Here is a 26,590-nt window from a genome sequence, read left to right as displayed (position 1 = left end):
AGTTCAGGCGTTTGCCAAGGCGCTCAGCCAACCCCTTGTCTTCAGCTTGACAGGCGTTGCTTAGTACAACGTATGAAATAGCTGATTCGATACCAGTTTTGCTTCGCACCGTGATCACTTCGTTTTCCAGCCGCCCGCGCAAACCCCGAAGCCGCTCTAAACTTGATTCCGTGACCATGCGGGTGCCACGTCGTTCGGCCATCGCCCTGGCCACAGCGGGTGCGCTCGCCTCAACAGGAACGGCCTATCTGGGGGCACGCAGTCTGTTGGTCGGCCAGGCCACCCACGCGCGCACCATCATCCCCAAGTCATGGGACATCCCGCCCCGCGCGGACGGCGTGTACGTGCGCGGCGGCGGCCCGGTGGAACGCTGGCACCGCGGCATGGCGGTCGACCAGCATCTGATGATCTTCGGTGACTCGACCGCGGCCGGATACGGCTGCATGAGCGCCGACGAAGTGCCGGGAGTACGCATTGCCCGGGGCCTGGCCGAGCAGACCGGCAAGCGAATCCGGTTGAGCACCAAAGCGATTGTGGGCGCCACCTCCAAGGGCGTGTGCGGTCAGGTGGACGCGATGTTCGTGGCCGGCCCGCCGCCGGACATCGCGGTGATCATGGTCGGCGCCAACGACGTCACCGCCCTCAACGGCATCAGCCAATCGGCGCAGCGGCTGGGGCTGACCGTGCGCAAGTTGCGCGCCCGCGGCGCCGTCGTCATCGTCGGCACCTGCCCCGATCTCGGGTTCATCAGCGCCATTCCGCAGCCGCTGCGGTCGTTGGCGCACGAGCGTTGCCTGCAGCTGGCCCGCGCCCAGACCGCGGCGGTCCGGTCGGCCGGTGGTGTGCCGGTGCCGTTGGCGCAGCTGATGGCGCCGCAATTCCGCGCCACCCCCGACGCCATGTTCTCCGCCGACGGCTATCACCCTTCGGCACCCGCCTATGCGCTCGCCGCCGACGCTCTACTGCTCGCCCTCTGCGATGCGCTGGGTGAGGAGGTGGAGCGGCCGCCGGCGAGTTCGCCGGTGCCGGCGGCGACGCCGGTGCTCGGCCAGCGGCACACCCGCAGCAGCGTGATGTCGCGGCTGTGGCGGCGTCCGGCGCCCGGACCTGCCCCGTCCTCGTGCCCCGAGGTGGGCAGCGACTAGATTTGTTCTCGCCCGTCGAGGTGGACCTACCGCCCGAAGGTGAAGCGAGCCAGCCCCATCTGTGGGATCTGCAGGGATCTGAAGGGAACCACCATGCCTGAAGCCGTCATTGTCTCAACTGCTCGCTCGCCGATCGGCCGCGCGATGAAGGGGTCGCTGGTCAACATGCGCCCCGACGACCTGACGGTGCAGATCGTGCGCGCCGCGCTCGACAAGGTGCCCGCCCTCAACCCGCACCAGATCGACGACCTGATCCTGGGGTGCGGCCAGCCCGCCGGCGAGTCCGGGTTCAACCTGGCTCGGGTCATCGCCGTCGAGCTCGGCTACGACTTCCTGCCGGGCACCACCGTCAACCGGTACTGCTCGTCGTCGCTGCAGACGTCCCGGATGGCCTTCCACGCGATCAAGGCCGGTGAGGGCGACGCCTTCATCTCGGCGGGTGTCGAGACCGTGTCCCGCTTCGTCAAGGGCAGCGCCGACTCGTGGCCGGACACCAAGAACTCGCTGTTCGCCGAGGCCCAGGAGCGGTCGGCCGCCGCGGCCGAAGGCGCCGAGGAATGGCACGACCCCCGCGCCGACGACAACATCCCCGACGTCTACATCGCGATGGGCCAGACGGCGGAAAACGTCGCGCTGCTGACCGGTATCAGTCGCGAGGACCAGGACCACTGGGGCGTCCGCAGCCAGAACCGCGCCGAGGAGGCGATCAAGAGCGGCTTCTTCGAGCGTGAGATCACCCCGGTGACACTGCCCGACGGCACCACCGTGAGCACCGACGACGGCCCGCGCCCCGGCACCACCTACGAGAAGATCAGCCAGCTCAAGCCGGTGTTCCGGCCCAACGGCACGGTGACCGCGGGCAACGCGTGTCCGCTCAACGACGGTGCCGCCGCGGTGGTGATCACCAGCGACGCGAAGGCCAAGGAACTGGGGCTGACGCCGCTGGCGCGCATCGTGTCCACCGGGGTCAGCGGCTTGTCCCCGGAGATCATGGGCCTGGGCCCGATCGAGGCAACCAAGAAGGCGCTGGCGCGCGCCAAGCTGTCGGTCAGCGACATCGACCTGTTCGAGATCAACGAGGCGTTCGCGGTCCAGGTGCTGGGCTCTGCGCGCGAGCTGGGCATCGACGAAGACAAGCTGAACGTGTCCGGCGGGGCGATCGCGCTGGGCCACCCGTTCGGCATGACCGGCGCACGCATCACCACCACGCTGCTCAACAACCTGCAGACGCACGACAAGACGTTCGGTCTGGAGACCATGTGCGTCGGCGGCGGCCAGGGCATGGCGATGGTGATCGAGCGGCTGAGCTAGGTCCTTCGGCCAGCGCCCCTCAGGCGCACACGAAAAAACCGGCACGCCCTTGGGACGTGCCGGTTTTCTCTGTGGGCAGAGCTAGTCGTTCTGCAGATAACTCAGCAGACGCAGGATCTCGATGTACAGCCAGACCAGCGTCACGGTCAGGCCGAGCGCGATGCCCCATGCCGCCTTCTCCGGCGCGCCGGCGCGGACCATCTGGTCGGCCGCATCGAAGTCGATCAGGAAGCTGAACGCCGCAATCGCGATGCACACCAGCGAGAAGATGATCGCCACCGTGCCGCCGCTGCGCAGGCCCAGGCCGGTGCCGCCGTTGACGTGGAACATCGCCAACACGAAGTTGCCGAGCATCAGGGCCAGCACGCCGAACATCGCGGCGACCAGCATGCGAGTGAACTTGGGCGTCACTCGGATGGCCCCGGTCTTGTAGACGACGAGCATGCCGAAGAACACCCCGAAGGTGCCCAGCACCGCCTCACCGATGAGCGCCCCGGCGTTGGCATTCGACACCGAGAAGTTGGCGAAGACGAACGAGATGGCGCCCAGGACCAGACCCTCGAGCACGGCGTAGCTCAACACGATGCCCGGGTTGTCCTGCTTGCGGCCGAAGGTGGCCACCAGCACCAGCACCAGGCCGCCCAGCCCGCCGACCAGGGCCAGCGGCATCGCCAGCGCCACGTCACGGGCGACCAGGAAGTAGGACACCACTGCGGAGACCGCCAGCACGGCCAGCGTGATGCCGGTCTTGGTGACGACGTCGTCGATGGTCAGCGGACGCGAAGCTTTGGCCTCCTGGTACGGGGCCGCGTACGGAGCCGCATAGGGATTGGCCCCATACCCCTGCATCGGGGGCGCGCCCGTGCCGAATTGCGCGTATCCGCCCCTCCCCTTAGGCAGCGAACGAAATACCGGATTGCTTGTCTCCCGCACCGTCGGATCCTCTCTAATTGGCTTCGAGCTGTGCGAACACAATCTCAACGATCGGCGGTAGATCCTGGTTCCCAGCGGACCTGGGCGTTTTCCCGGGTAAATGGCCTCCGCCGTTGTCGTCGCGTTAAAGATAACCCTTACCCGCGGGTACCGCGCCGGTCGTGACGATCTAGATTTCTTCCTCGAGGCTGGACTGGTGATGGGAGGCGAGGGCGTGACCGACGAAGCCGATGAGGTTTTGACCGAAGTCGAGGGAAGCGTCGGGTTGATCACGCTCAACCGGCCCAAAGCGATCAACTCGCTGAATCAGCGGATGGTGGACGCGCTGACCGCGGTCCTGGCTGACTGGGCGGGCGATGACGCGGTGCGTGCGGTGGTGCTGTCCGGCGCCGGTGAACGCGGGCTGTGCGCGGGCGGCGACGTGGTCTCGATCTATCACAGCGCGCGCAAGGACGGGGTCGAGGCGCGACGCTTCTGGCGCGACGAGTATCTGCTCAACGCGCAGATCGCCGAGTTCTCCAAGCCGTACGTGGCGTTGATGGACGGCATCGTGATGGGCGGTGGCGTCGGGGTCAGCGCGCACGCGAACACCCGGGTGGTCACCGATACTTCCAAGATCGCCATGCCCGAGGTCGGCATCGGCTTCATCCCCGACGTCGGCGGCGTTTATCTGCTGTCTCGCGCTCCCGGCGGGTTGGGTCTGCATGCCGCACTGACCGGGGCGCCGTTCTCCGGGGCCGACGCCATCGCCATGGGTTTCGCCGACCACTACGTTCCGCACGGCGACGTCGAGGCGTTCCGCCGTGCGGTGGTCACCGACAACATCGAGGCCGCTCTCGCCAAGTACGCAGTCGAACCGCCGCCCAGTGAGCTTGCAGCGCAACGTGAGTGGATCGACGAATGCTATGGCGGTGACACCGTCGAGGACATCGTCGGCGCGCTGCGGGAGCGCGACGCGCGCCCTGCCCAAGACGCCGCCGACCTGATCGCCACCCGCTCCCCGATCGCGTTGTCGGTGACGCTGGCGGCGGTGCGCCGCGCCGCCAAGATTCCGACGCTGAAAGACGTTCTGGTGCAGGACTATCGGGTGTCATCGGCGTCGCTGCGCTCGCATGATCTGGTGGAGGGCATCCGCGCACAGCTGATCGACAAAGATCGCAATCCAAAGTGGTCGCCTGCGCGGCTGTCCGAAGTGACCGAGGCCGACGTCGAAGCGTATTTCGCCCCGGTCGACGACGACTTGAGTTTCTAGAAAGGCGATGTGGATGACGGATCCGGCCCCCGAAAACTACGAGACCATCCTCGTCGAGCGCGATGAGCGCGTCGGCATCATCACCCTGAACCGGCCGAAGGCCCTGAACGCGCTGAACACTCAGGTGATGAACGAAGTCACCAGTGCCGCAGCGGATTTCGATGACGATCCGGGCATCGGAGCCATCATCATCACCGGCTCGGCCAAGGCGTTCGCCGCCGGGGCCGACATCAAGGAGATGGCCGAGCTGACGTTCGCCGACGCCTTCGGCGCCGACTTCTTCGCCCCGTGGAGCAAGCTCGCCGCGGTCCGCACCCCGACGATCGCCGCGGTGGCCGGGCACGCATTGGGCGGCGGCTGCGAGCTCGCGATGATGTGCGATGTGCTGATCGCCGCCGACACAGCAAAATTCGGCCAGCCCGAGATCAAGCTCGGCGTGCTGCCGGGCATGGGCGGCTCGCAACGGCTGACCCGCGCGATCGGCAAGGCCAAGGCCATGGACCTCATCCTGACCGGCCGCACCATCGGCGCCGAAGAAGCCGAGCGCAGCGGCCTGGTTTCCCGCGTGGTGCCGGCCGACGACCTGCTGACCGAGGCCAAGGCCGTCGCGACCACCATTTCGCAGATGTCGCGCTCGGCCGCCAGGATGGCCAAGGAGGCCGTCAACCGCGCGTTCGAATCCACCCTGGCCGAGGGACTTCTCTACGAGCGCAGGCTGTTTCACTCGACTTTCGCGACCCAGGATCAGTCCGAAGGGATGGCGGCCTTCGTCGAGAAGCGTCCGCCGAACTTCACCCACCGCTAGGACGCTTGCATGAGCGAACCGGTTTCCGCGACACACGCCGAGACAGGTCATCCCCCGGCGGACGACGCCGAGGAGTCCGCCGCCGAGCCGGACGTCGCCTCCGAACCGCGATCCAAGCGCGCGGCGCCCACCCTGCCATGGACTGAAAAGCCTTGGTGGGTACGGCATTACACGTTCACCGGCACCACGTTCGGCCTGATCTTCATCTGGCTGTCGCTGACTCCCTCGCTGCTGCCGCGCGGGCCCTTGTTCCAGGGGCTGGTCAGCGGACTCTCCGGCGCCATCGGCTATGGACTGGGCGTCTTTTTAGTCTGGCTGGTGCGGTTCATGCGCGAGAAGGATCACAGCCCGCCGCCGCCACGCTGGGCATGGAAGGTGTTGATTCCGGTCGGCGTGGTGGGCCAAGTCCTCATGGCGATCTGGTTCCACGTGTGGCAAGACGACGTGCGCGACCTGATGGGCGTGCCACATCTGGAGTGGTATGACTACCCGCTGGCCGGGGTGCTGTCGCTGGTGGTGTTGTTCGCGGTGGTCGAGCTGGGCCAGTTCACCCGCTGGTTGGTCAGAGTCCTGGTCGGTCAGGTAGACCGGATCGCGCCGTTTCGGCTCTCGGCAACCATCGTGGTCGTCGCACTCGTGGTCCTGACCATCACCCTGCTCAACGGTGTCGTGCTCAAGTTTGCGATGCGCACCATGAACCACACCTTCGCCTCGGCCAACGAAGAGATGAATCCCGACACCGCTCCCCCGAAAACCCCGCTGCGATCGGGCGGCCCGCAGTCGCTGGTGTCGTGGGAATCGCTGGGCCGCGAGGGCCGCATCTTCGTCGGGGGCGGTCCGACCGTGCAGCAACTCGGCGCCTTCAACGGAGCGCCCGCCACCGAGCCGATCCGGGCCTACGCGGGATTGGAGTCATCCCAGGGGATCACCGCGGCCGCCGAGGTGGCGGCACAGGAGTTGCAGCGCACCGGCGGGCTGCAGCGCGCTGTCGTCGCGGTGGGCACCACCACCGGCACCGGCTGGATCAACGAGGCGGAGGCCTCGGCGCTGGAGTACATGTACAACGGCAACACCGCGATCGTGAGCATGCAGTATTCGTTCCTGCCGAGCTGGCTGTCGTTCCTGGTGGACAAGGAGAACGCCCGGCACGCCGGACAGGCGCTCTTCGAGGCCGTCGACAAGCTGATCCGCCAGATGCCCGAGGGCAGTCGGCCCAAGCTCGTCGTGTTCGGCGAGAGCCTGGGGTCGTTCGGGGGCGAGGCGCCGTTTCTCAGCCTGAACAACGTGCTGGCGCGCACCGACGGGGCGTTGTTCAGCGGACCGACCTTCAAAAACACCATCTGGACCGATCTGACGGCGACGCGTGACAAGGGATCCCCCGAGTGGTTACCGATCTACCAGGACGGTCGTTATGTCCGATTCGTCGCTCGCGCAAAGGATTTGGCGCGTCCCGCCGCGCCGTGGGATCACCCGCGGGTGGTGTACCTGCAGCACGCGTCGGATCCGATCGCCTGGTGGACGCCGGACCTGTTGTTCAGCCGGCCCGACTGGCTGCGCGAACCGCGCGGCTATGACGTGTTGCCGCAGACGCGCTGGATCCCCGTGGTCACCTTCCTGCAGGTGTCCGCCGACATGGCCGTGGCGGTGGACGTACCGGACGGCCATGGCCACCGTTACGTCGCCGACGTGGCCGACGGCTGGGCGGCCGTGCTGTCGCCGCCCGGCTGGACGCAGGACAAGACGGCGAAGCTGCGTCCGCTGCTGCACGCCGACGAGAAGAGCTAGATCCAGCGGCGAGCGGTGTCGGCGAATCCCGCATCCACGCGGCCCCCGGCCAGCTCGCTCAGCACGCCGGCGCCGGCCAGCGCGTGATAGCCGCCGATGACGTCGGTCGCGCGGTGCAGGCCGATGTCCAGCAGCGCGGCCGCCGCCAGGCTGGACGTGTAGCCCTCCGAACACAGGATCACCCATTCGACGTCGTCGCCGACGGCCTCGGGCAGCTTGGCCTCGCTGGTGGGATCGCAGCGCCACTCCAGCACGTTGCGTTCGATGACCAGTGCTCCGGGCACCTCGCCTTCGCGAAAACGTTGGGCCTGGGGCCGGATGTCGACCAGCACCGCGCCCCGGCGGAGCGCATCGGGCACTTCGACGGCAGGCAGGCGGCGATACCGGCGCCGGGCGGATCTCAACACGACGTCGATGCGGCTCATAGAGATCCTTCCGGCTGGTCGGTCAGTTCGGTGCGCTCGCGGCGCAACGTCATGCGGTCGGTGATCTCGTAGTAGGACATCGCGGTCAGGGGCGGCGAGTAGGCGTGCACGCTCAGCGTCGGCTGCCCAGGCGCCGCGACGGCGCTCGGCGCCCCCGTGACGGGCAACGACACCGGCGCCGTGACCGGCCGCGGCGCCCACACCACGTCATGCACCCAGCCCAACGGGAATCCGGCCTGATCGCCGGCGTCGAGCCGACGGCGCCGCAACGCCTTTCCGTCCCAACGATATTCGTTCAGTGATCCGGAAATGACGGTCAACGCGCCCAGCGACCCGCCGTGGTCATGCAGCTCGGTCGGCTGGCCGGGCACCCAGCTGATCAGCCAGACGTCGAGTTCTTCGTCGCCGTGGATGCGGGTGAACCAGCGCCGCGAGTCGGGTATGCCGCCCCGGGGCAACAGGTGGTCGCGGCGCCCGCTCAGCACATCGTCGGCGGCCTGATCGGTGGCGTAAAGCAGATCAGGCACTCTCAGCCGGGTCGGGCCGGCGGACGGGGCGGAGAGGGCTCGCGGGCGGCGGACGGCCGCGGTGGCGACGGGCGCAGGCCCGGCAAGGGGCAAAGACACGGTGGAGGCTCCAAGGCGAAAACGGACGGGACAAGCGGCGGCGTGTTACGGCCGACAACACTCGCAAAATCCAAAGCGCTCCATCACGGCCGCCAGTGTTGCATAGATTGAGACCGTGCGCTGGTGCGGTGATCGGTCCCGGCGATGGGGCGCGGTTGTTGCCGCGGCCGCCATGCTGGCGGCCACGGCGTGCGGGCACGGCGCCCACAGCGGTACGCCCTCGTCGCCGTCGCCGCGGCAATCCGGCAGCCGGAACGGCCCGGGGTCGGCAGCTGCGGGCTCCGTTGGGCTGTCCCCCGGCGGCGTGACGACCAGGGTCGATGTCCCAGCGGACTCCACCGAAGAGGAGTACTACCAGGCCTGTCACGCCGCGAAAGAGTGGATGGACGCCCAGCCCCCAACCGGTACCTCGCTGTTCGAGCCGTATCTGTCGATGGTTCAGGCCTCCCCGGTGGGCACCGCGGGCAGCTGGAACGCCCCGTGGTCGAAGTTGACGCCGGCCCGCCAGGCCGCCGTGATCGTCGCCGCGCGGGCGGCCGCGAACAACGAATGCGGGTAGCGCCGCGGCCGGGGATTCGCCTCGGCCCGTAATTGGGATCACGGGTGAAAAAAGTGCCCGCGGCGCGCGCTGACGGGTCCCCGCCGCGCAAAATGGAGCGGTGCCTGACGAAGTTCCGCGTCGATCAGAACCGACCCGGGTGGCACTCGCGCTCGGCAGCGGCGGCGCCCGCGGCTATGCCCATATCGGGGTGATCGAGGCCCTGGAAGCGCGCGGTTACGACATCGTCGGTGTCTCCGGCTCGTCGATGGGCGCGCTAGTCGGCGGCCTGCAGGCGGCCGGGCGGCTCGGCGAGTTCGCCGATTGGGCGAAGTCGCTGACCCAGCGCACCATCCTGCGGCTGCTGGACCCGTCCATCAGCGCGGCCGGTGTGATGCGGGCCGGCAAGATCCTGGACGCGGTGCGCGACATCCTCGGCCCGGTCGCCATCGAAGAGTTGCCCGTCCCCTACACCGCGGTGGCGACCGACCTGCTGGCGGGCAAGTCGGTGTGGTTTCAGCGCGGCCCGCTCGACGAGGCGATCCGCGCGTCCATCGCGATCCCCGGTGTGATCGCGCCGCATGCGGTCGACGGGCGGCTGCTGGCCGACGGCGGCATCCTGGATCCGCTGCCGTTGGCCCCGCTCGCCGCGGTGAACGCCGACCTGACCATCGCAGTGAGTCTGTCCGGCAGCGAGGCGATCAACAATCGCGAGCCGGAGCCGGGTGCCACCGTCGAGTGGCTGACCCGCATGGTGCGCAGTACCTCCGCGCTGCTCGACACGGCCGCCGCCCGGTCGCTGCTGGATCGGCCGACGGCGCGCGCGGTGCTGAGCCGATTGGGCGGGCCGGCCGGTGAGTCGGACAGCTGGTCGGACGCCCCGGACGACGAGCCGCCCGCGGCCGACGAGGCAGGTGAACTGGCCGGCGTGGGACCGGACGTGCCGAAACTGGGCAGCTTCGAGGTGATGAACCGGACCATCGACATCGCCCAGGCCGCGCTGGCACGCCACACCCTGGCGGTCTACCCGCCCGACCTGCACATCGAGGTCCCGCGATCGACGTGCCGGGCCCTGGAATTCCACCGCGCGGTAGAGGTGATCGCCGCCGGCCGCGCGCTGGCGGACGCGGCGCTGGGCGCGCTGGAAGTCGAGGACGACCAACCCGTCCCGCCCGCTATCGAGCGCTGAGCGGAGCTCAATTCGCTTGCGCGGCAACAGTTCTCACACCCCCAGGAAGCGGGCGAGGTTCGGGGCTTCACGGCGGCCCTGCTCGCGTCCGGCCAGGGCCGACGGGATACGACAGCCGGGATCCAGCGCGTTGGGCCCGAAGGCGGCCAGCGAATCGGCGTCGGCGAAGACGGCGAACGCGGCGCCGGGAAACGCCGAGACCTCGGCGGCCGGCCCGGCGCCGAACGGCGACGGCGCATCCACGCCCGACGGCACCAGCACCACCGCCGTCGCGCAGTCGGCGGCCACCGCGAGGTTGACCGAGCTGGCGACCCCACCGTCCATGTAGTGACGTCCGGCGATGGTCACCGGTGGCCACGCCCCGGGCACCGCACAGCTGGCCGCGACGGCATCGACCAGGTCGACGCCGGAGTCGCGGTCGAAAACGGTCAATTCGCCGGTGGCGACGTCGATCGCGGTGAGGCGTAGCTCCCGGTCCGGCCACTGGTGCGAGGGCAACCGCCGCGCGATGACGTCGCGGCGCACCGGCGCGGGAACCGTGTCGGTGGCCAACGCCACGGCGCCGATGCGCTGCATCTGTTGCCGGGTCTTGTCCAGCGTCTCCTCGTACGGCTCCGCCAGGGCCGCCAAGAACAGCTCGGTGATGGTCTCGACGTCGACGCCGGAATCGATCTCGGCCGACGACTCGGCGACCTGCCGGTCGAACAGCTCGTCCAGGCTGTGGCCGCTGCCCAGCTGCGCGGCGACGGCCGAGCCCGCCGAGGTTCCGACCAGCACATCCGACTCGGCCAATAGCCGGGCCACCGCCGGCGACTCGTCGGCGATGCCCCGCAGAACACCTGTCTCCCAGGCGATTCCCGCGATTCCCCCACCGGCCAGTACCAGGGCACGTTTGGTTGTCACGCTCACCAACTCTGCCAAACGGCGTCAGGCCGACCGTCGAGTGCTCGGCAGCGCGTGCTGTGAGTTCTCCACCGGCACGCTCAGATCCTCACGGCGCAGCAGATGCTTGGGCGGGTCGGGCAATATCAGGCTGCGGCTGACCTGCAGGCCGGCGTCGACGTGGATCAGCTCCCCCGGCTCCAGCAGGCGCCAACGGGTGTCGCCGTCCATGCGTTCGGTGGCGAACACCACCGACGGCCGGGTGCGCAGATGGTCGGAGCGCGCGTGAATCCGCAAGGTATGCAAGTCGAAGTCGGCGTCGCCCGCGCCTGCATCACCGGATCGGTCCAGCACGTAAAGCTCGTGGGTCTGCGGGTAACGCAACGCCCACATGTCGGTGGCGGTGCTCAGCAACACGTTGACCGCGTAGATCGCCGCGTGCTCGGCCAGCCACTGCATGGCGTCGGTGAGGCCGGCCGTGATGTCGCCGTCGCGCGCCCGGATCGCGGCGGTGATCAATGCGAACACCCGCTCGGAGTCGGTGTCGCCCAACACCAGATCGTCGGTGCCGACCTCACGCAGCCGCTCGTCGATGACGTCCAATTCCTCGAGGACGCCGTTGTGCGCGAAGATCCGCCCGTCCTGCAGGAACGGGTGGGTGTTGCGGATGTCGAGCGATCCGGTGGTCGCGTAGCGGACGTGGGCGATGACGGTCGTGCCGGTCATCCGGTGCGCCTCGGTCGCGAATTTGGCGTCCTGCCAGGCCGCGATCGGTTCCTTGTACACGTGTGGCTGGCCGTGTTCGTCGAAGATGCCCAGGCCGGTGCCGTCCGGATTCCTCCTGCTCTGTTGGGCCAAGCTGTCCGGGGCGTCCAGCAGCCAGAAGGTCGCCGTGCACGCGTGCGTCCCGGCGTGCAGGCCAAAGAGTCGGCACATGGGTTCTGACGCTAGCGCTCGCGGGTCAGTCCGTCAGCACGGCCGATAGGTCGTGCAGCGCCCGGCGCGCGTAGCCCTGCCACATCCTGCCCAGCACCGGCAGGGCCCAGGCCGTCAGCGCCGAGCGCGCGCGGATATCCCAGCGCCAGGTGATCTCGGTGCCTCCCGCGGCCGGGGCGAAGATCCATTCGCCGAGGACGTGGTCGACCAGCAGCGCCATCGGGCCGGTGACCTCCGAAAGCCGGTAGCCGAACGACCGCGGCGGGTCGACGCTGGTCAGTTCCTCGCGCATGGTGGCCCCGCCGGCCAGCTGCACGACCCGGGTTTGGCCGGCCGAGTCCCAGGCGCCGGTCTGCTCGCGCACTTCCTTGATCGGCGGGAACGGCCCGTACCAGCGGTGAAAAAGGGTCGGAAGCGGAATCGGCAGCGTCCGGTGAAAGGCGTCCCGGACCGCGACCGGGGTGACCACGGATTGATCGACGACGAGTGAATGTGCCACTGGTGTAACGCCTTTCAGCTCAGCGGACCTCGACCACCTGGTACCCGTCTTCGGCGTATCGCGACCGGATGGTTTTCTTGTCGTACTTGCCGACGCTGGTGCGCGGGATCTCGTCGATGAAGGTCCATCGTTCGGGCAGCCACCATCGAACAACCTTGTCGGCGAGGAAGTTTCGCAACTGTTCGGCATTGACCGACGCGCCGTCTTTGGCCACGATCACCGCGAGCGGCCGTTCTTCCCAGCGCTCGTCGGGGACACCGACCACCGCGGCCTCGACCACGTCCGGGTGCCCGATCAACAAGTTCTCCAGCTCGACCGAGGAGATCCATTCCCCACCGGATTTGATGACGTCCTTGGCGCGGTCGGTCAGGGTGACGAACCCGCGCTCGTCGATGCGGCCCACGTCGCCGGTGCGCAGCCAGCCGGAGTCGAATTTCGATTGGTCGCGGCCCAGGTAGTAGGAGCCGGCGATCCACGGTCCGCGGACCTCGACCTCGCCGACGGCCTTACCGTCGTTGGGCAGCACCTGTCCGTCGTCGTCGACGATGCGCATCTCCACCCCGCAGACCGGCTGGCCCTGCGTCCCGCGGAACGCCCAGTGCTGGTCCTCCGGGGTGCCCGGTGGGGGCCACGCCATGGTCGCCAGCGGCGACGTCTCCGTCATGCCCCACAGCTGCCGGATCTGAACGTCGTGTTTCTCCTCGAAGGTGCGCATCAGCGATACCGGGACCGCCGAGCCGCCGCACACCACCAACCGCAGCGACGACATGTCGTGGTCGGGGTCGTCCTCGAGGTGGTGCAGGACGCCGTTCCAGATCGTCGGCACCGCGCCCGTGACGGTGGGCTTCAGGTCCTCGATCATGCTGACCAGCGACCGGGGGTCGAGGTGGCAATCGGGCAGCACCAGGTCGGCGCCGGCCATCAGCGCCGCGTACGGCAGCCCCCATGCGTTGGCGTGGAACATCGGCACGATGGGCAGCACACTGTCGGTGGCCCCGACCCCGATGCCGTTGGCGGTGCACGCGCCCATGGTGTGCAGGAACGACGAACGGTGGCTGTACACCACGCCTTTCGGGTTGCCGGTGGTTCCGCTGGTGTAGCACATCGCGGCCGCGGAGTTCTCGTCGATGCGCGGCCAGTCGAACTCGGTGGGCTCGCCGTCGAGGACGTCGGCGTAGCGCAGCACGGTCTTACCCGATCCCTGCAGCGACCCGATGTCGTCGCCGACCACGATCACGGTGTGCACGGTCTCGAGCTCGGGGAGCACGGGTGCGAGCAGTTTGACCAGCGAGGCGTCGACCAGCACCACCTGGTCTTCGGCTTCGTTGGCGACGAAGGCGATCTGCTCGGGGAACAGCCGGATGTTCAGGGTGTGCAGGACCGCACCCATCGACGGCAACGCGAGGTATGCGGTGAGATGCTCGGCGTTGTTCCACATGAACGTGCCCACCCGCTGGTAACCGGTGACACCGAGCCGGCGCAGGCCATTCGCCAGCTGCGCGGCCTCGCGACCCAGCTCCCGGTAGGTCGTGCGCCGGTAGCCGTCCCCGGTGGCGGTCGTTACGGTGCGTTCTCCGTGCACGGTGCAGCCGTGCCGCATGATCGCGGTGATGGTCAACGGATAGTCCTGCATCGTGCCGTCCACTGATCAACCGCCTTAGTCTCGGAGCAGCACCGCCTGTGCCGTCGGCCGTCTCCACCCTAAGCCCGAATTCGGCGAGAGTGTCGATCCCCGACCACACTGACCGTCGGTTGCGTGGATCCCGTTCGCCCGGGGCAGCTTTGGGCGCCCACCCGACCCAGGCGGGCTAGGCTAGGGCCGGCTCCCACTCCGGCAGATCGGGCAGCCAGCCGGCGGCCGACAGGTCGCGGCCGCTGACGCCGCCGCGGGTCTGCGACGGTGCGGGCGAGGCGATCCGCGCCGCGCTGAGAACGCCGGAGTAGTCGGCGACGTAGAGATGGGTGCCGTCGGGGCTTTCCAGCACGCACGACGGCTGCTTGGACACGTGGACCTCGCCGACGGCGTCCAGTTGGTGCGTGCTCAGCACGGTGATGCGATCGTCGCTGACCAGGTAGGCCCGCACGCCGTCGCGGCTGAGCGTCATCCGGGTGAGCGGGCCGGTGATCTCCGGGACCTTGTGGGTGCCGACGATCTTGTTCAGTCGGGTGTCGACCACGTCGAGTACCGCGCCCGCGACCGGGTCGCAGCTCGCCACGTACGCCGTGCCGCCGTCAGTGCTCAGCGCCACATCGCGCAGGGGCAGGCCGAGGTCGACGACGCCGACGATGCGCGACCGGCCGCCGATCCGCCGATCGTCGGACCTTGTCCGGGTCTCGACGATGGCGAGGCTGCCGCCGGACGGGGAATTCATCCCGATGTACAACCGACGCCCGTCCGCGCTGACCCGCACGCATTCGGTGGTGTCGCCCGGCGCGGTCGCCAAATCGATGACCTCGAGTTCACCGGTGGTGGTGTCCAGCGCCGTCACGTCGGCGCGACGCACCGCATTCCGGCTGGCGTACAGGTGCCTGCCGTCCGGGCTTACCGTCAGGTCACTGACGCTGTTCGCGAGGCGATGCGTGGCGATACGCCAGTTCGTGACGACGTCGATGACCTCGATGGCATCGCAACCGGCGCTCGCGGTGCTGACGTAGGCATAGTTTGAGTCCGCGCCGCTCATCGTGACCGAGAAAGGTTCAGCCAGCCCGGTGATGGTGCTCGAGACACGGCACGTGTGGGCGTCGATGACCGAAACCATGTCCCGGCCGTAGTTCGTGGCAACCAGGCGGCGCCCGTCGGGGCTGACGGCGATGTCGCTGATCGGACCGTGGTGCACCGGCACCTGCACCACCGAGGTGGTGTCGAGCTGGAAGACCCGCCCGTCTCGATCGTCGTGCGCGGCCGTAGGGCCGTTCACATCGTTCACGCTGGCACCGCCTTTGCTGTGGTCGTCGGCTCTAGCTCGGTCAGCATCGCCGAAACCGCCGGCTGGACCGCAACTGCGCCGTCAGCCCACGCGGGCACTATCGTGCCGGGAATGCCGGGACTGCCCGGACGCGCCAACGCCGGTTTTGGCGCACCCCGCTACGGCTTCAAACCCCTTGTCATGCCCAAGAAACCAGTCGTCTAGCACCCGCTCGAGAACGGCGCTCACAATCCGAACCGAAGACAATCAGTCACGTTAGTGGACGAAGGATGGAACAAATGCCTGAATGGGGAGCCCTACCTCCGGAGGTCAACTCCGCACGCATGTATGCCGGCGCAGGCTCCGGGCCGTTGTTGGCCGCGGCTACAACGTTCAGCAGTTTGAGCTCAGAGTTGAGTTCTACGGCAAACTCCTACCAATCTGTGATCTCTCAGCTGACCGGCTCTGAATGGCTAGGGCCGTCCTCGACAGCGATGGCCGCTTCGGCCGAGCCATACATCTCTTGGTTGAGCACCACCTCCGCGCAGCTCCAAGAGGCGGTCCCTCAGGCCACCGCCTCGGCGGCGGCCTACGAAGCGGCCTCTGCGGCCACGGTGCCGCCAACGCAGGTCGCCGCCAACCGCACTCAGCTAGCTGTTCTGACCTGACAGGTTAGGTACGCGGGTGGCGGGTGGTTGGCCGCCGAGTGCAGTGTGGCCGCGGTGGTGATTGTAGGTGTGTAGCCAGATGGGGAACTGTTCGCAGCGTTCGGTGTCGCTGGTGTAGAGGCGGGCATAGGCCCATTCGTCAGCCAAGGTCCGGTGGAATCTCTCCACTTTGCCGTTGGTTTGAGGGCGATAGGGGCGGGTCCTGCGGTGCTCGATGTCATCTAGGGCATCGCGGAATGCGTGGGATCGGTAGCAGGAACCGTTGTCTGTCAGCACTTGTCGAACAGTGATGCCGCATTGGTTGAACCAGCTGTTAGCGCGTGTCCAAAACGCGGCGGCGGTGTCTTTGCGTTCGTCGGTCAAGATCTCGCTGTAGACGAGCCGTGAGTGCCCGTCTAAGGCGGTATGCAGGAAATGGTGCCCACGCAAGGGATGACGGTGCTTACTCGATAGCCCCGAACTCTTGTCGGCCTGAGCGTTGCGGTTGCCGACGGTGCGGCCCAGCATCCGCCAGCCACCGCCGGCCGGGATCTTGCCCAGTTTCTTGACATCGACATGGACCAAATCACCGGGCTTGACGGATTCGATACGACGAATGACACGCCCAGTCGGGCGATCCAGCCAGCGCAGTTTGGCCAATCCGTAGCGGGTCAACACGCGGTGCACGGTCGAGGGGTGAATGCCCAGCAGGTAACCAATACGCGCGGGTCCCCAGCGTCGCAGGACGCGAATTTTGATGATCCGCCGCTCGATGCGTGCAGGCGTGCGATTCGGGCTGCGGTGCGGCCGTGAGCTGCGATCAACCATCCCCGCTAAGCCGTGGTTGCGATAACGGTGGGCCCAGCGGGCCGCCGTGGTGGGCGACACCTGGAACCGCTCGGCGGCCCGGCGCAGCGGCCAACCGTCTTCGACAACACAACGGGCCAGCCTTAGTCGACCGGTTTCTGACAAGGGGGCATTACGGTGGGACACGAAGACCTCCGAAGTGAGTGGTGCGTTCCTTGACAGCTCGCACTTCACTCGGAGGTCTTCGCTATGTCACCACGCCACGCCGTCCCTAACGTCTGTGGTCAGAACAGCTAGCGACGCTGGTGGCCACCAATTTCTTGGGCATCAACAGCGGCAATGGCGGCCACCGAGGCGCAATACGCCGAAATGTGGGCCCAAGATGCGACCGCGATGTACACATACGCCGCTACATCGTCGGCCTCGTCGCAGGTGTCGCCTCTCACGTCGCCGACGGAGACGACCAACGCCGGCGCGGCGGGAGTCCAAGCCTCCGGGGTCTCTTCAGCCGCGGCCGGTAACTCGACCACGTCAAGCCTGAACACAACGCTGTCTAACTTGTCCAATTCGCTTTCCTCGGTAGGTGATTCGGTGAGTAGCAGCAGTTCGAGCTCGGGCACCTCGCTTTTGGACGCGCTGAACGACTTGTTGGGAACCGGTTTCGTGGAAAACGGCGTCAACGGAGCCGTGAACACCGCGGCCTGGTTCGTCATAGACACCATCCCCACCGCGGTGTCGCTGGGTCACACGCTTTCAGCCGCCGCGCCGGCCGCCGCGGTCAGTGACGTGGAGCCCGTCGCAGGCGTAATCGAAGGCGGCACCATGGTCAATGCTGTGGCGCCAACCGGTTTGGGTGCAGCGGCCTCGGTGAGCCTCGGAGAGGCGTCCGCGATCGGCGGGTTGTCGGTGCCGGTTAGCTGGTCTTCGACCGCGCCGGCTACCACGTTGGCTGCTGCCAACACTCCCCTCGGAGGGTCGGGCTGGACGGTCGCCTCCGAGGCGGCCCAGCCGGTTACCGCGATGCCGGGCATGCCGGGGGCGGCCGCAGCGGCCAAAGGTGTCGGCGCACACGGCGCCGGACCCCGGTACGGCTTCAAGCCGGTCGTCATGCCCAAGCAGACCGTCGTCTGAGCGCGGAAACGACCGCGCTCGAAGCATCCGGCTCAGCGGAGGGCCGAAAGTCAAACCGCTCTGCCGGCTCGGTCACTTCCACTGGGAGGCAACGTCGGCCAGTTCGGCGACACAACGCCGCAGCTGGTCAGCAGTGTTTTTATCCCCCCAATACTCGAGATCTGCGGCGCGCGATTGCCAACGCCCAGCCAACTCCCAAAGATCCTGATGCCTGGCGTAATACTGCAGCCGACGTCGGCCCACCACATCCGACACTTTCATTCGCAGCCTTGCCGGAAGGGCGCATCGCTGGAGTAGTCCTCGTAGTCTTTGGTTCCCGGCGCTCCCGGTGTGAAACAGCATCTCTGACTCGGCATTTCGTATTGGCCCGACTGTGCTTACCAATGCTTGGCTCACCATTGCTTGCTGGTCGGTCGGCATGGGCACCTTCCGCAGTACAACGAACTGTAAGGATCCCGCATGACCGTAGGAAGCGAATCTGAACTTAACCTGAAAAATTTGCGCCACCGCCGTGCCTTCAGCTCGAGTTGACCAACCAAATTGTCAACGTGCGAAACGACGCGCTAGGTACCTCTATCTGTTTGGCCGCGCCGCTAATCCCCGCGTCAACACTGACGGCGTTCGCGATCTGGCCTGCGATTCCCGTTAGTGTTGTGCGGCCAGGTCGTACACCTGGATGCCGCCGATGTCGCGGGCGGAGAAGGTGTGCTGCACCCAGTTGGTGATCTGGGTCGATGTGGTCGGAGTTCCATCGGGCTTTGGCCCGTCAGCGGGACCATTGGACACAATGAAATATCGGATCTGGTGCTGGGCGACATAGCCCTGAAATTGCTGCAGGGTTGGCGCCGGGTCGCTCCCGGTGAACCCACCGACGGACATCACCGATGTACCGGTGGCCAGCTCCAAATCGGCTGCGGTCGGCGACCCCACAGTGGCTGCGGCCCAATGGTTGTGCGCGGCGGTGATCATCGACTTCAACTGGGCATTGTCAGCGGCACGGGACAACGGTCCGCCCGGCGCGCCAGGACCGCCGGGACCGCCAGGTCCGAAGTTCATCGTGCTCGAGTGCGGACTGGAAGTCGGGATCGGGCCGGAATGGCCGCTGGCTACCACCGTGTCGACGGTCGAGGCTGTCGTGCTGGCCAGCCCCAGCACTAGTCCGGTCGCGGCCAACGCTGTAGCTGCAGCTCGGCTGAGGCGTTGCAGCCTGATTGCCAATACTGCCGATAGCGCAATGGCGGCGATTAGTATGACCCAGCGCAGCCAAGGCAGCCAGTCCGAAGCGCGTCCGAGTAGAATAAAATTCCATACCGCCGTGGCGCTCAGCATGAGAGCCAACGCAATACGCGGCCACAGGCTGACCCGGTCGCGCCATAGATCGGTGACCGCCATTCCGACTAGTGCGGCGATAGCCGGGGCCAGGGCGACGGTGTAGTACGGGTGAATGATGCCCTTCATCAAGCTGAAAACCGTTGCGGTGACCATCATCCAGCCGCCCCATAGCAGTAGCGCAACGCGGTATGGGCTGGTTCGTGGAGCGTGGCGGGTGGACCACAGTCCTGCCAGCATGCCTACTAGCGCCGCGGGCAGTAGCCAAGAAATCTCGTTACCCATGGACTCACCGAACAACCTGGTAACGCCGGCCTGACCACCGAACATGACTGAGGCACCAGGCGGCCCGAACCCCCCGGCACCACCGGGATTGCCATCGCCGCCAAACACACGACCTAAACCGTTGTAGCCCAGCGCCAGCTGCAACAGGCTGTTGTTGGTCGAGCCGCCGATGTAGGGGCGAGATCTCGCCGGCCACAGGGTGCCGAGTACTAAGAACCAGCCGGCTGAAACGACAGTCGTGACCACCCCGATCACCAGGATTCGCATCCGTACCCACACGCCGCCGGGTAGTGCGACGATCACTACCAAAGCCAGGGCCGGGGTAACCAGCAAGGCCTGCAGTAGCTTGGCCAAGAACGCGAATCCGATCAGAACGCCGGCAAGCGCGATCCAGCGTGTCTGACTCGCATACAGAGCGCGAACCACGCAATAGGCAGATGCGACCAGCAAAAGCACCAGCAACGCGTCGGGATTGTTGAAGCGAAACATCAAAGCAGCAACGGGGGTTGCGGCCAGCACCGCACCGGAGATGAGGCCCGCAGCCGGACCACTGACCCGGCGCACCGCGGCGTAGAGCAAGCCGACTGAGGCCACGCCCATCAAGGCCTGCGGCACCAGCATCGATAACGTGCTGAATCCAAAGACTCGGCCCGATAGCGCCATCACCCAAAGCGCGGCGGGTGGCTTGTCGACGGTGATCGCATTGCCGGGATCCAGGGAACCGAACAGCATCGCCGTCCAGTTCTGTGTGCCGGCCTCAACGGCAGCTGCATAGTAATCGTTGGCCCACCCCGCGGCATGGAGGCCCCACAGGTAGACCAAGGCGCTCACTGCGAGCAACACAAGCACCGCGGGCCGCGCCCACCGAGGATGGGACAGCCTCTCAGCTTCCGAGACAGTCGCTGCCGCGACATTGTCTACGGCGGTCACTTCACACCCCCGTTGAGGATCGGCCGGCTCGGCGTGGGTGGAATACCCAGCCGCGCAACAGTATGAAGCGCAGCACCGTCGCCACCAGGTTGGCCGTGACCAGAACCAACAGCTCCACGTCGTGGGCCGCTTCGCCCAGCGTGTGCAGCACCGCCAACGATCCACTGGTGAGGCCAAGTCCGATGCCGAACACGACCAATCCCTCGAAATGATGCTTCACCACGCGACGAGCGCCGCGGACCCCGAAGGTAAAGTGTCGGTTGGCTGCCGTGTTGGCAATTGCCGTGAGCAGCAAGGCAACCAGGTTGGCACCTTGAGCACCCATCGGACGCAGCAAAAGGAACAGCAGCAGATACGTTAGCGTCGAAAACATGCCGATCGTCGCGAAGCGCACGCACTGGTTGAGTAGCGACCTCGGGGCGTTCGCCCGATCGCCAAACTGGGCACCGATGGCTTGTACCGGGATTTCGCCGTTGCCAAATCCCTTGATCAAACGCACGATACCCTTCAGGTCGGCCAGCGCGGTCGCGACGATATCAACCCGGCTGTCCGGATCGTCGACCCAATCCACTGGCACCTCGTGGATCCGCAGTCCGCTCCGCTCGGCCAATACCAGCAGTTCGGTGTCGAAGAACCAGCCGGTGTCAACAACATGTGGCAACAGCCGGTCGGCGACATCGGCTCTGATGGCTTTGAATCCGCACTGCGCGTCGCTGAATTGCGCCGACAGTGCCGACCGCAATATCAAGTTGTAGCAACGTGAAATGATCTCCCGCTTGGCTCCACGCACCACCCGTGATCCGCGTGCGAGCCGGGTACCAATCGCCAAGTCAGAGTGCCCGGATACCAGCGGCGCCACCAGCGGCGCCAGGGCGGCCAGGTCGGTAGACAAGTCGACATCCATGTACGCGAGCACCCGAGCATCCGAAATGGACCACACCGCATGCAGTGCGCGCCCGCGGCCCTTCTTCTCCAACCTCACCACCCGAACCTCCATCAGCTCGTCGGCTAACTCCGCCGCAATCGCCGGCGTGGCATCGACACTCGCGTTGTCGGCGATGGTTATACGAAACGTGAATGGAAACTCATCGTTCAGATACTCGTGAAGGCGGTGGATCGAATTGGCAAGGCCGCCTTGCTCGTTGTATACGGGAATCACAATTTCGACGACCGGGATCCCCTGACCGGCAGCCATGAGAGGAGCGGTATTCCGTTGAGCTCTAGGCGGTTTCATGATCGTCATGGCTTAATACTCATCGGTGAGGGTAAGCCGGGAATGTGTGCTTTCTGTGTATCAGCTATGTTGCCGCTTAAACAGGTCGTAGACCGTGACTCCACTGATGTTCTGGGGCAGAAAGTTTCCGTCGACCCATTGCGCGATCTGTGTCGCCTCATCACTTCTTCCCGACACATCTCCGGACAGCGGTTTCGGGATGTAGCTGTCGATAAACCAGTGGATACGTGCCTGCGCCACATAGGTTTTGAATTGATCCAGCGTTGGCGTGGGATCGGTTCCATTGAATCCGCCGATCGCCATCACCGGTACTTCCGCGGCTAGCTGGTAACCCGCCGCGCTGTTGGAACCCACCACGGCAGCCGCCCAGGTAAAGGCGTCGGCACGCACACGCAACGTTGCCCTCAGCGCCGGATCAGGCTGCGGAGCAACAAGGAAGCCCATCACTGAACGGCCCACCGGCGGAAGGCGCGGACCCGGTTCCAGCGGATGGTTCGGACCAACTGCCGGGCCCACCGACGGAATCGCGCCGCAGTGTGGCGTCGCCGCAGTGGCGAGCGTATAGGCGGTCGGTCCTGCTAGGGCCACCGCCAGAGCCGCACTCGCGACAACCCCACCCGCCCACTTCGGCAGCTGCCTGATAACCGTCAACGACGGCGTGCACGCGATGGCACCGCCCACCAGGAATGTGGTCAACCAATGCTGGAAGCTCAGGTCTTGTTGTAGCAGTTCATATCCCAAGGCGCCGGTAATGGCCACCATACTGGCGAGGGTAGCGGCCGCTCGAAGGTCGCTGCGGCGCCGCCAGAGCAGTACCGTGCCGATCGTTCCGCCGCCGGCCAGCGCGGGCGCCAGCGCCACCGTGTAGTACGGATGTAATATGCCGCCGGCATAACTGAAGACGCCCGCGGTCACGAATAACCATAAGCCCCAGAGCAGTAGCGCGGCCCTGGTGGGATCCGTGCGGGGTGTACGCCAGGTGATACACAATCCGGCGACGATGGCGATGGCTGCCGCAGGCAGCAGCCAGGCGATGTGGGTGCCCATCTGTGCGCCGAATAGACGCGCCCACCCGACGTCGCCGTCCATGTTGCCCAGCCCACCTGTCTCGTTTCCGGTGAGCCGACCGATCCCGTTGTAACCAAGACTTAGTTCGATAATTGAATTGTGCTGCGAGCCACCGATATAGGGCCGCGAGGAAGAAGGCCATAGTTCCACCAGCAGCAGATACCAACCCCCGGATACCATGAGTGTCGCCGTCGCAATACCCAGTCTGCGGATGCGTGCGGCCAGTGGGTAACCCGCGGCGACGAGAAACGCCGCTCCCAATGCGGGCAGTATCAGTGCCACCTGCAGCGTCTTGGCCAGGAAGCCAAGCCCCACGGCTGCCCCTGCCAGCACCGTCCACCAGACTGAGGCGCCGCGGTCCAGCGCTCGCTGGGTCGCATAGGCCGCGGTTACGCCCGCTAGCACCAACAGAGCATCTGGGTTGTTGAACCGAAAGATCAACGCGGCCACCGGAGTAAGCGCAAGCACGCTGCCGGCGAGCAATCCAGCGGATGGACCGGCGGTACGGCGGACCGAGGCGTAGAGCACGCCCACTGCAGTGACCCCCTCGAGAGCCTGGGGCACAAGGATGCTCCACGAGCTGAGCCCGAAGATCCGCGCCGAGATACCCATCACCCACAGCGCACCGGGCGGCTTATCGACCGTGATCGAATTGGCCGCATCGGTGGAACCGAACAGGAATGCCGTCCAGTTGTGCATGCCAGCCTGCACCGCCGCGGCGTAGAAGCTGTTGGCCCATCCGCTGGCGCCGAGGTCCCATACGTACAGCACCGCCGTCGACGCCAACAGAACTGCGAACCCGAGATTAGTCCAGCGCACCGTGAATCGATGATCGAAGGTGCGCGAGATCGCCGCGCGCAGGCTTGGCTGGGCAGAGTACGTCTCCGCGGGCTCCGCATCGTCCAGTGCCGTCTGGCACGGCGAGACGCTTTGCGCCGGCTGTGCGTGGTCGGCGGACGCAGGATTCGGTATCGCCTCACCTGGTAGGCACTGCGCTCGTGACGTTGCGCGCATGGACCACCACCCCCGCCATGAGCGCAGCAAGGGGGTCCATCGACCCGTGCGTGCGGCCCCACGGCGGCCTGGCCACGGGCCCCCGATAACGAATCCTCCGCAACGGCGGAATACCGTTGCGTGACAGGTAACTCACCCCTCCGACCCGACTACAGCTCGGGGCGCATCCGAAGTCGGCGGCGGCGAAGACTACAACGCCGTGCACGGATGACCGCCAGGGCATTAGCCGGATTTGCCCTGTAACGACCGGTAATCGGCCCATGCGCCCTCCCGCCTATTCGCCCCGATGCATGTATTTGCGATGGTAGGAAGCGAACCTGAAGCAGATCTGAAGACATTTCGGGGCCAGAACGTGGGTGGAATATGCCGATGTCAGACGTTAGAACGGCACCGGTCACCCGGCGGGGGGCGTTTGCTCGTTGTGTTGCCGCGCCGAAACGCGGTTAAGGAGGCCGCTAAGCCGAGCCATACGTTGACGGGCTACCGCTAACCTGCTCGACCTCTCCGGAGCACATGTACAGATGGCATCGACCGTCAGCGGAGCAGCCAAGCTAAGTTGTAGCCAGACGCTCGCACTGTGAACAGATCCCCAAAGGGTTACGGGGGCTGGGCGTATCGATCGATTTAGCTGTCCACTAGGCCCAGGTTCCCCTGCGTCGATGGGCCATCGCGACCACCTCGAGAATGGGCTTCATGATCGCTGGGCGGAGAAGGCGAAAGGATGGGCTGTTGTAGTTGCTGCGGAAGTCATCCAACGCCGTACGGAAGCCGTATTCGCTTGCCCGATACTGCGCAAAGATGCGATCTAACACGGACTCATCGCAGGGCTCGTCTCGGGCGGCCGCGCGCAAAGTATTGTAGGCCGTCCACACCCAGTCTCCCCCGAAGGGGTCAGTCACCTGGCCGCCGTGTCGCTGACGATGAAGATCTGGTCTGAGAAATTCGTCGATCACGGTGTCATCCCGCGCGCTGAGATCAATCGCCAGACCCTCGGAGATGCGCGCCACTTCACGGCGCCAGTCCTCGAGTAGGTTTGCGTAGTCGACGAAGACGCGGGGCACGCCGCGCGTGTGCCTTTCCGCCAGGAGATTTCCCTTCAGCCATAGTGCGGCGGCAAGCTCCGGCGAGCTTCGCATTGCCCTGGCGAGTGAGGCGATCACTTCTTGCGGGTGCCGCACCGCGATCACGGTCGCGACATCAAATCCGGCCTGACGTGCGGCCTCAAACCACATGCCGGACAATACAACTATATTTAGGTCCTTGATGACCACCAGTGGCGCGGCTGGGATCTTTTGAAGAAACGCATTAATCTCGGCCATGCAGACAGCCTTTTCTTGTGCGTCAAACCGGCCGTCCTCCAAAACACGCAGTGTCGGATCGAACCAAGCGCTGCCGTGCCGATACAGGATTGCTCCGTTGAGAAGCAGAGATTCGCGCGGCTCCCAATAGCCGCGTGGGTTGGTGGCGTCGGCACCCAACATCCCCGGCGGCAGGGCGGCACCGCACAACGAGAGAAGCCGAGTCAGCGCAGAAGTCCCGGATCGGCCCATCCCCAGCACGAATAGAGCGACCGGAGGGCGTTCTCTCCCCATTCGTTCAGGTGTGGTCATGCGCACCACTGTGCTGCCGAATAGCCTTGCGGCTCCGCGCCACTGCCGGGCATCGAGCTCATAGCCACCGGGGTCATGGGGTCACTACGGAACGCCGCGAGCGTGGCGTACGTGCGTCTGCTGATCGTCGCGGATGGGTCGCGTGGTGGTTGCATGTCGTTCGGTACGCCCTTCAGTGGTTTGAGCCGCTGCGATGGTGGCGAGGGTAAGCACCGAATCTGAACTCAGCCTGAACGTTTCGCCGGGACCCGCCAGATTCTCAATGGGCACGTCGCGACCATGCGGCAGCTCTTAGCTGTCGTGACCTGACACGTTGTTGTCAGGCGGCGAGTCGGCTGATTGGTGGTCGTCCGCCGGGGGCGGAGTGGCCTCGTCGAGTGTTGTAGCGGCGAAGGAATTGGTCAAGACCGCGTCTGCGCAGGGTGTTGTTGGTCCAGGGGCGGGCGTAGGCCCATTCGTTGAGCAGGGTCCGGTTGAAGCGTTCTGCTTTGCCGTTGGTCCAGGGTTATCCGGGCTTGCTGAATCGGCGTTTGAGCTGCCAGGCCGAACAAACCCAGCCCCAGTCGGTGCCGTGTCGGTAGACCAACGCGTTGTCGGTCAGTAACCGACGCACGCGCACGCCTTGGGCGGCGAACCAGGCCAGTGCTCGGTGGAGAAACCCAGCGCACGTCGGGTCCTTCTCGTCGCAGAGCACTTCGCTGTAGGCCAGCCGGGTGTAGTCATCGATGGCGGTGTGGACGTAGTCGTAGCCGATCTTGGTCTTCTTGTGCCGGTGGGTAACTGAGACCGCGGCGTCGCGGCCGTGCAGCCGCCAGCCACCGCCGGAGGGGATGCGGCCGAGCTTTTTGACGTCGACATGAACCATGGCCCCCGGCGTGGGGTGTTCGTAGCGGTTGGGGCTGCGCCGAGAGCAGCGCACCGCCTCGCCGGTGATCGGGTCGATGGCACTCAGATGCGGCATCTGGTGGCGCGCCAGGATCCGCCCGACTGTCGAGGGGTTCAGATCGAGTTCGGCGGCAAGCACCACAGCGCCGCGCCTACGTCGTCGGCGGGCGGCGAGCACCTTCTGCTCGACCCGATGGCTCGTGCGGTCGGGCATCCGGATCGGCCGTGACGAACGGTCGGCCAGCGCGGCATTGCCGCCCTGGGCATATCGGCGCAACCACTTGTACACCGTTGCCCGCGAAATCCCCAGTTGCTCAGCCACATGCGCGGCCGGCCACCCGGCGGCGACACGCTCAACGATCAGCCGACGAGCGAACACATTGGTACGGGCGTTAGCGTGAGACACGAGGACCTCCTA

General features: G+C 66.2%; 21 protein-coding genes and 3 pseudogenes. 10 read left to right on the top strand and 14 right to left on the bottom strand.

The genetic code is table 11. The features are described from left to right. Positions 1 to 182 precede the first annotated feature (182 nt). Both ACIUM1_RS20535 and ACIUM1_RS20530 read left to right on the top strand, forming a co-directional pair. Positions 183 to 1,145, top strand: a complete 963-nt coding sequence (locus tag ACIUM1_RS20535; RefSeq protein ID WP_406817783.1) for an SGNH/GDSL hydrolase family protein — start codon at positions 183 to 185, stop codon at positions 1,143 to 1,145. Positions 1,146 to 1,238: 93 nt separating this feature from the next. Beyond that, complete coding sequence (locus ACIUM1_RS20530; RefSeq protein ID WP_406814402.1) at positions 1,239 to 2,456, top strand: acetyl-CoA C-acetyltransferase; 1,218 nt, start codon at positions 1,239 to 1,241, stop codon at positions 2,454 to 2,456. Positions 2,457 to 2,537: 81 nt separating this feature from the next. On the opposite strand, the gene ACIUM1_RS20525 is transcribed toward ACIUM1_RS20530, so the two are convergent. Beyond that, positions 2,538 to 3,389, bottom strand: coding sequence for a Bax inhibitor-1/YccA family protein (locus tag ACIUM1_RS20525; RefSeq protein WP_406814401.1), 852 nt, complete (start codon positions 3,387 to 3,389; stop codon positions 2,538 to 2,540). Between the two features lie 214 nt (positions 3,390 to 3,603). Here ACIUM1_RS20525 and ACIUM1_RS20520 point away from each other — a divergent pair, with 214 nt between their 5' ends. The 3 genes from ACIUM1_RS20520 to ACIUM1_RS20510 are packed head-to-tail and all read left to right on the top strand — an operon-like array spanning position 3,604 to position 7,231. Next, complete coding sequence (locus tag ACIUM1_RS20520) at positions 3,604 to 4,641, top strand: enoyl-CoA hydratase/isomerase family protein (RefSeq protein ID WP_406814400.1); 1,038 nt, start codon at positions 3,604 to 3,606, stop codon at positions 4,639 to 4,641. Between the two features lie 13 nt (positions 4,642 to 4,654). Next, positions 4,655 to 5,446: an enoyl-CoA hydratase gene (locus tag ACIUM1_RS20515; protein ID WP_406814399.1), complete on the top strand. Its 792-nt coding sequence runs from the start codon at positions 4,655 to 4,657 to the stop codon at positions 5,444 to 5,446. Between the two features lie 9 nt (positions 5,447 to 5,455). Then, a complete protein-coding gene (locus ACIUM1_RS20510) occupies positions 5,456 to 7,231 on the top strand; it encodes an alpha/beta hydrolase (RefSeq protein WP_406814398.1) in 1,776 nt (591 codons plus the stop codon). On the opposite strand, the gene ACIUM1_RS20505 is transcribed toward ACIUM1_RS20510, so the two are convergent. After that, the gene (locus ACIUM1_RS20505) at positions 7,228 to 7,656 is read right to left on the bottom strand and encodes a rhodanese-like domain-containing protein (protein ID WP_406814397.1); all 429 of its coding nucleotides are present in this window, start codon (positions 7,654 to 7,656) and stop codon (positions 7,228 to 7,230) included. The two genes, ACIUM1_RS20510 and ACIUM1_RS20505, sit on opposite strands and share 4 nt — an antisense overlap. Then, a complete protein-coding gene (locus ACIUM1_RS20500; protein WP_406817782.1) occupies positions 7,653 to 8,276 on the bottom strand; it encodes a cysteine dioxygenase in 624 nt (207 codons plus the stop codon). The genes ACIUM1_RS20505 and ACIUM1_RS20500 overlap by 4 nt, the downstream gene beginning before the upstream one ends. Positions 8,277 to 8,454: 178 nt before the next feature. Here ACIUM1_RS20500 and ACIUM1_RS20495 point away from each other — a divergent pair, with 178 nt between their 5' ends. Beyond that, complete coding sequence (locus ACIUM1_RS20495) at positions 8,455 to 8,841, top strand: lipoprotein LpqV (RefSeq protein ID WP_406817781.1); 387 nt, start codon at positions 8,455 to 8,457, stop codon at positions 8,839 to 8,841. Positions 8,842 to 8,941: 100 nt separating this feature from the next. Beyond that, positions 8,942 to 10,009, top strand: a complete 1,068-nt coding sequence (locus ACIUM1_RS20490) for a patatin-like phospholipase family protein (protein ID WP_406814396.1) — start codon at positions 8,942 to 8,944, stop codon at positions 10,007 to 10,009. Between the two features lie 33 nt (positions 10,010 to 10,042). Here the strand turns inward: ACIUM1_RS20490 and ACIUM1_RS20485 are convergent, their stop codons facing one another. The 5 genes from ACIUM1_RS20485 to ACIUM1_RS20465 all read right to left on the bottom strand — a co-directional run bounded on the left by ACIUM1_RS20485 (position 10,043) and on the right by ACIUM1_RS20465 (position 15,253). Next, complete coding sequence (locus tag ACIUM1_RS20485; protein WP_406814395.1) at positions 10,043 to 10,912, bottom strand: patatin-like phospholipase family protein; 870 nt, start codon at positions 10,910 to 10,912, stop codon at positions 10,043 to 10,045. A 24-nt stretch (positions 10,913 to 10,936) separates the two neighbouring features. Further along, positions 10,937 to 11,827 carry a class II glutamine amidotransferase gene (locus ACIUM1_RS20480; protein WP_406814394.1) on the bottom strand — a complete coding sequence of 297 codons (891 nt, stop codon included), beginning with the start codon at positions 11,825 to 11,827 and terminating at the stop codon, positions 10,937 to 10,939. A gap of 25 nt (positions 11,828 to 11,852) precedes the next feature. Then, positions 11,853 to 12,326, bottom strand: coding sequence for an SRPBCC family protein (locus tag ACIUM1_RS20475; protein WP_406814393.1), 474 nt, complete (start codon positions 12,324 to 12,326; stop codon positions 11,853 to 11,855). Between the two features lie 19 nt (positions 12,327 to 12,345). Further along, positions 12,346 to 13,971, bottom strand: coding sequence for a long-chain fatty acid--CoA ligase (locus ACIUM1_RS20470; protein WP_406814392.1), 1,626 nt, complete (start codon positions 13,969 to 13,971; stop codon positions 12,346 to 12,348). A 163-nt stretch (positions 13,972 to 14,134) separates the two neighbouring features. Beyond that, entirely contained in the window at positions 14,135 to 15,253 is a 1,119-nt protein-coding gene (locus ACIUM1_RS20465) for a WD40 repeat domain-containing protein (RefSeq protein ID WP_406814391.1), read from the bottom strand. A 33-nt stretch (positions 15,254 to 15,286) separates the two neighbouring features. On the opposite strand from ACIUM1_RS20465, the pseudogene ACIUM1_RS20460 reads away from it, so the two are divergent. Both ACIUM1_RS20460 and ACIUM1_RS20455 read left to right on the top strand, forming a co-directional pair. Continuing rightward, positions 15,287 to 15,457: pseudogene (locus tag ACIUM1_RS20460) on the top strand (PPE family protein, SVP subgroup); the annotation flags it as partial. 74 nt (positions 15,458 to 15,531) lie between these two features. After that, positions 15,532 to 15,894: pseudogene (locus tag ACIUM1_RS20455) on the top strand (PPE family protein); the annotation flags it as partial. On the opposite strand, the gene ACIUM1_RS20450 reads toward ACIUM1_RS20455, so the two are convergent. After that, positions 15,883 to 16,872 carry an IS481 family transposase gene (locus ACIUM1_RS20450; RefSeq protein WP_406817780.1) on the bottom strand — a complete coding sequence of 330 codons (990 nt, stop codon included), beginning with the start codon at positions 16,870 to 16,872 and terminating at the stop codon, positions 15,883 to 15,885. The pseudogene ACIUM1_RS20455 and the gene ACIUM1_RS20450 overlap by 12 nt on opposite strands. A 405-nt stretch (positions 16,873 to 17,277) precedes the next feature. Here ACIUM1_RS20450 and ACIUM1_RS20445 point away from each other — a divergent pair, with 405 nt between their 5' ends. Continuing rightward, entirely contained in the window at positions 17,278 to 17,817 is a 540-nt protein-coding gene (locus tag ACIUM1_RS20445; RefSeq protein ID WP_406817779.1) for a PPE family protein, SVP subgroup, read from the top strand. Between the two features lie 645 nt (positions 17,818 to 18,462). On the opposite strand, the gene ACIUM1_RS20440 is transcribed toward ACIUM1_RS20445, so the two are convergent. The 5 genes and pseudogenes from ACIUM1_RS20440 to ACIUM1_RS20420 all read right to left on the bottom strand — a co-directional run bounded on the left by ACIUM1_RS20440 (position 18,463) and on the right by ACIUM1_RS20420 (position 26,578). Continuing rightward, entirely contained in the window at positions 18,463 to 20,361 is a 1,899-nt protein-coding gene (locus ACIUM1_RS20440; protein ID WP_406814390.1) for an ArnT family glycosyltransferase, read from the bottom strand. 1 nt (position 20,362) lies between these two features. Next, positions 20,363 to 21,556 (bottom strand): glycosyltransferase, encoded by a 1,194-nt coding sequence (locus ACIUM1_RS20435; RefSeq protein ID WP_406814389.1) that lies wholly within the window; start codon positions 21,554 to 21,556, stop codon positions 20,363 to 20,365. 99 nt (positions 21,557 to 21,655) lie between these two features. Further along, a complete protein-coding gene (locus tag ACIUM1_RS20430; RefSeq protein WP_406814388.1) occupies positions 21,656 to 23,677 on the bottom strand; it encodes a glycosyltransferase family 39 protein in 2,022 nt (673 codons plus the stop codon). 635 nt (positions 23,678 to 24,312) lie between these two features. Next, positions 24,313 to 25,287, bottom strand: a complete 975-nt coding sequence (locus ACIUM1_RS20425) for a sulfotransferase family protein (RefSeq protein WP_406814387.1) — start codon at positions 25,285 to 25,287, stop codon at positions 24,313 to 24,315. 319 nt (positions 25,288 to 25,606) lie between these two features. Continuing rightward, positions 25,607 to 26,578 (bottom strand): annotated as a pseudogene (locus tag ACIUM1_RS20420) (IS481 family transposase). Positions 26,579 to 26,590: the final 12 nt, after the last annotated feature.

Origin of the sequence: Mycobacterium sp. M23085, assembly GCF_045343915.1 — a bacterium.
GTDB lineage: Bacteria > Actinomycetota > Actinomycetes > Mycobacteriales > Mycobacteriaceae > Mycobacterium.
Note: the sequence above shows the minus strand (reverse complement) of the source record. Positions and strands in the feature narration are given on the sequence as shown.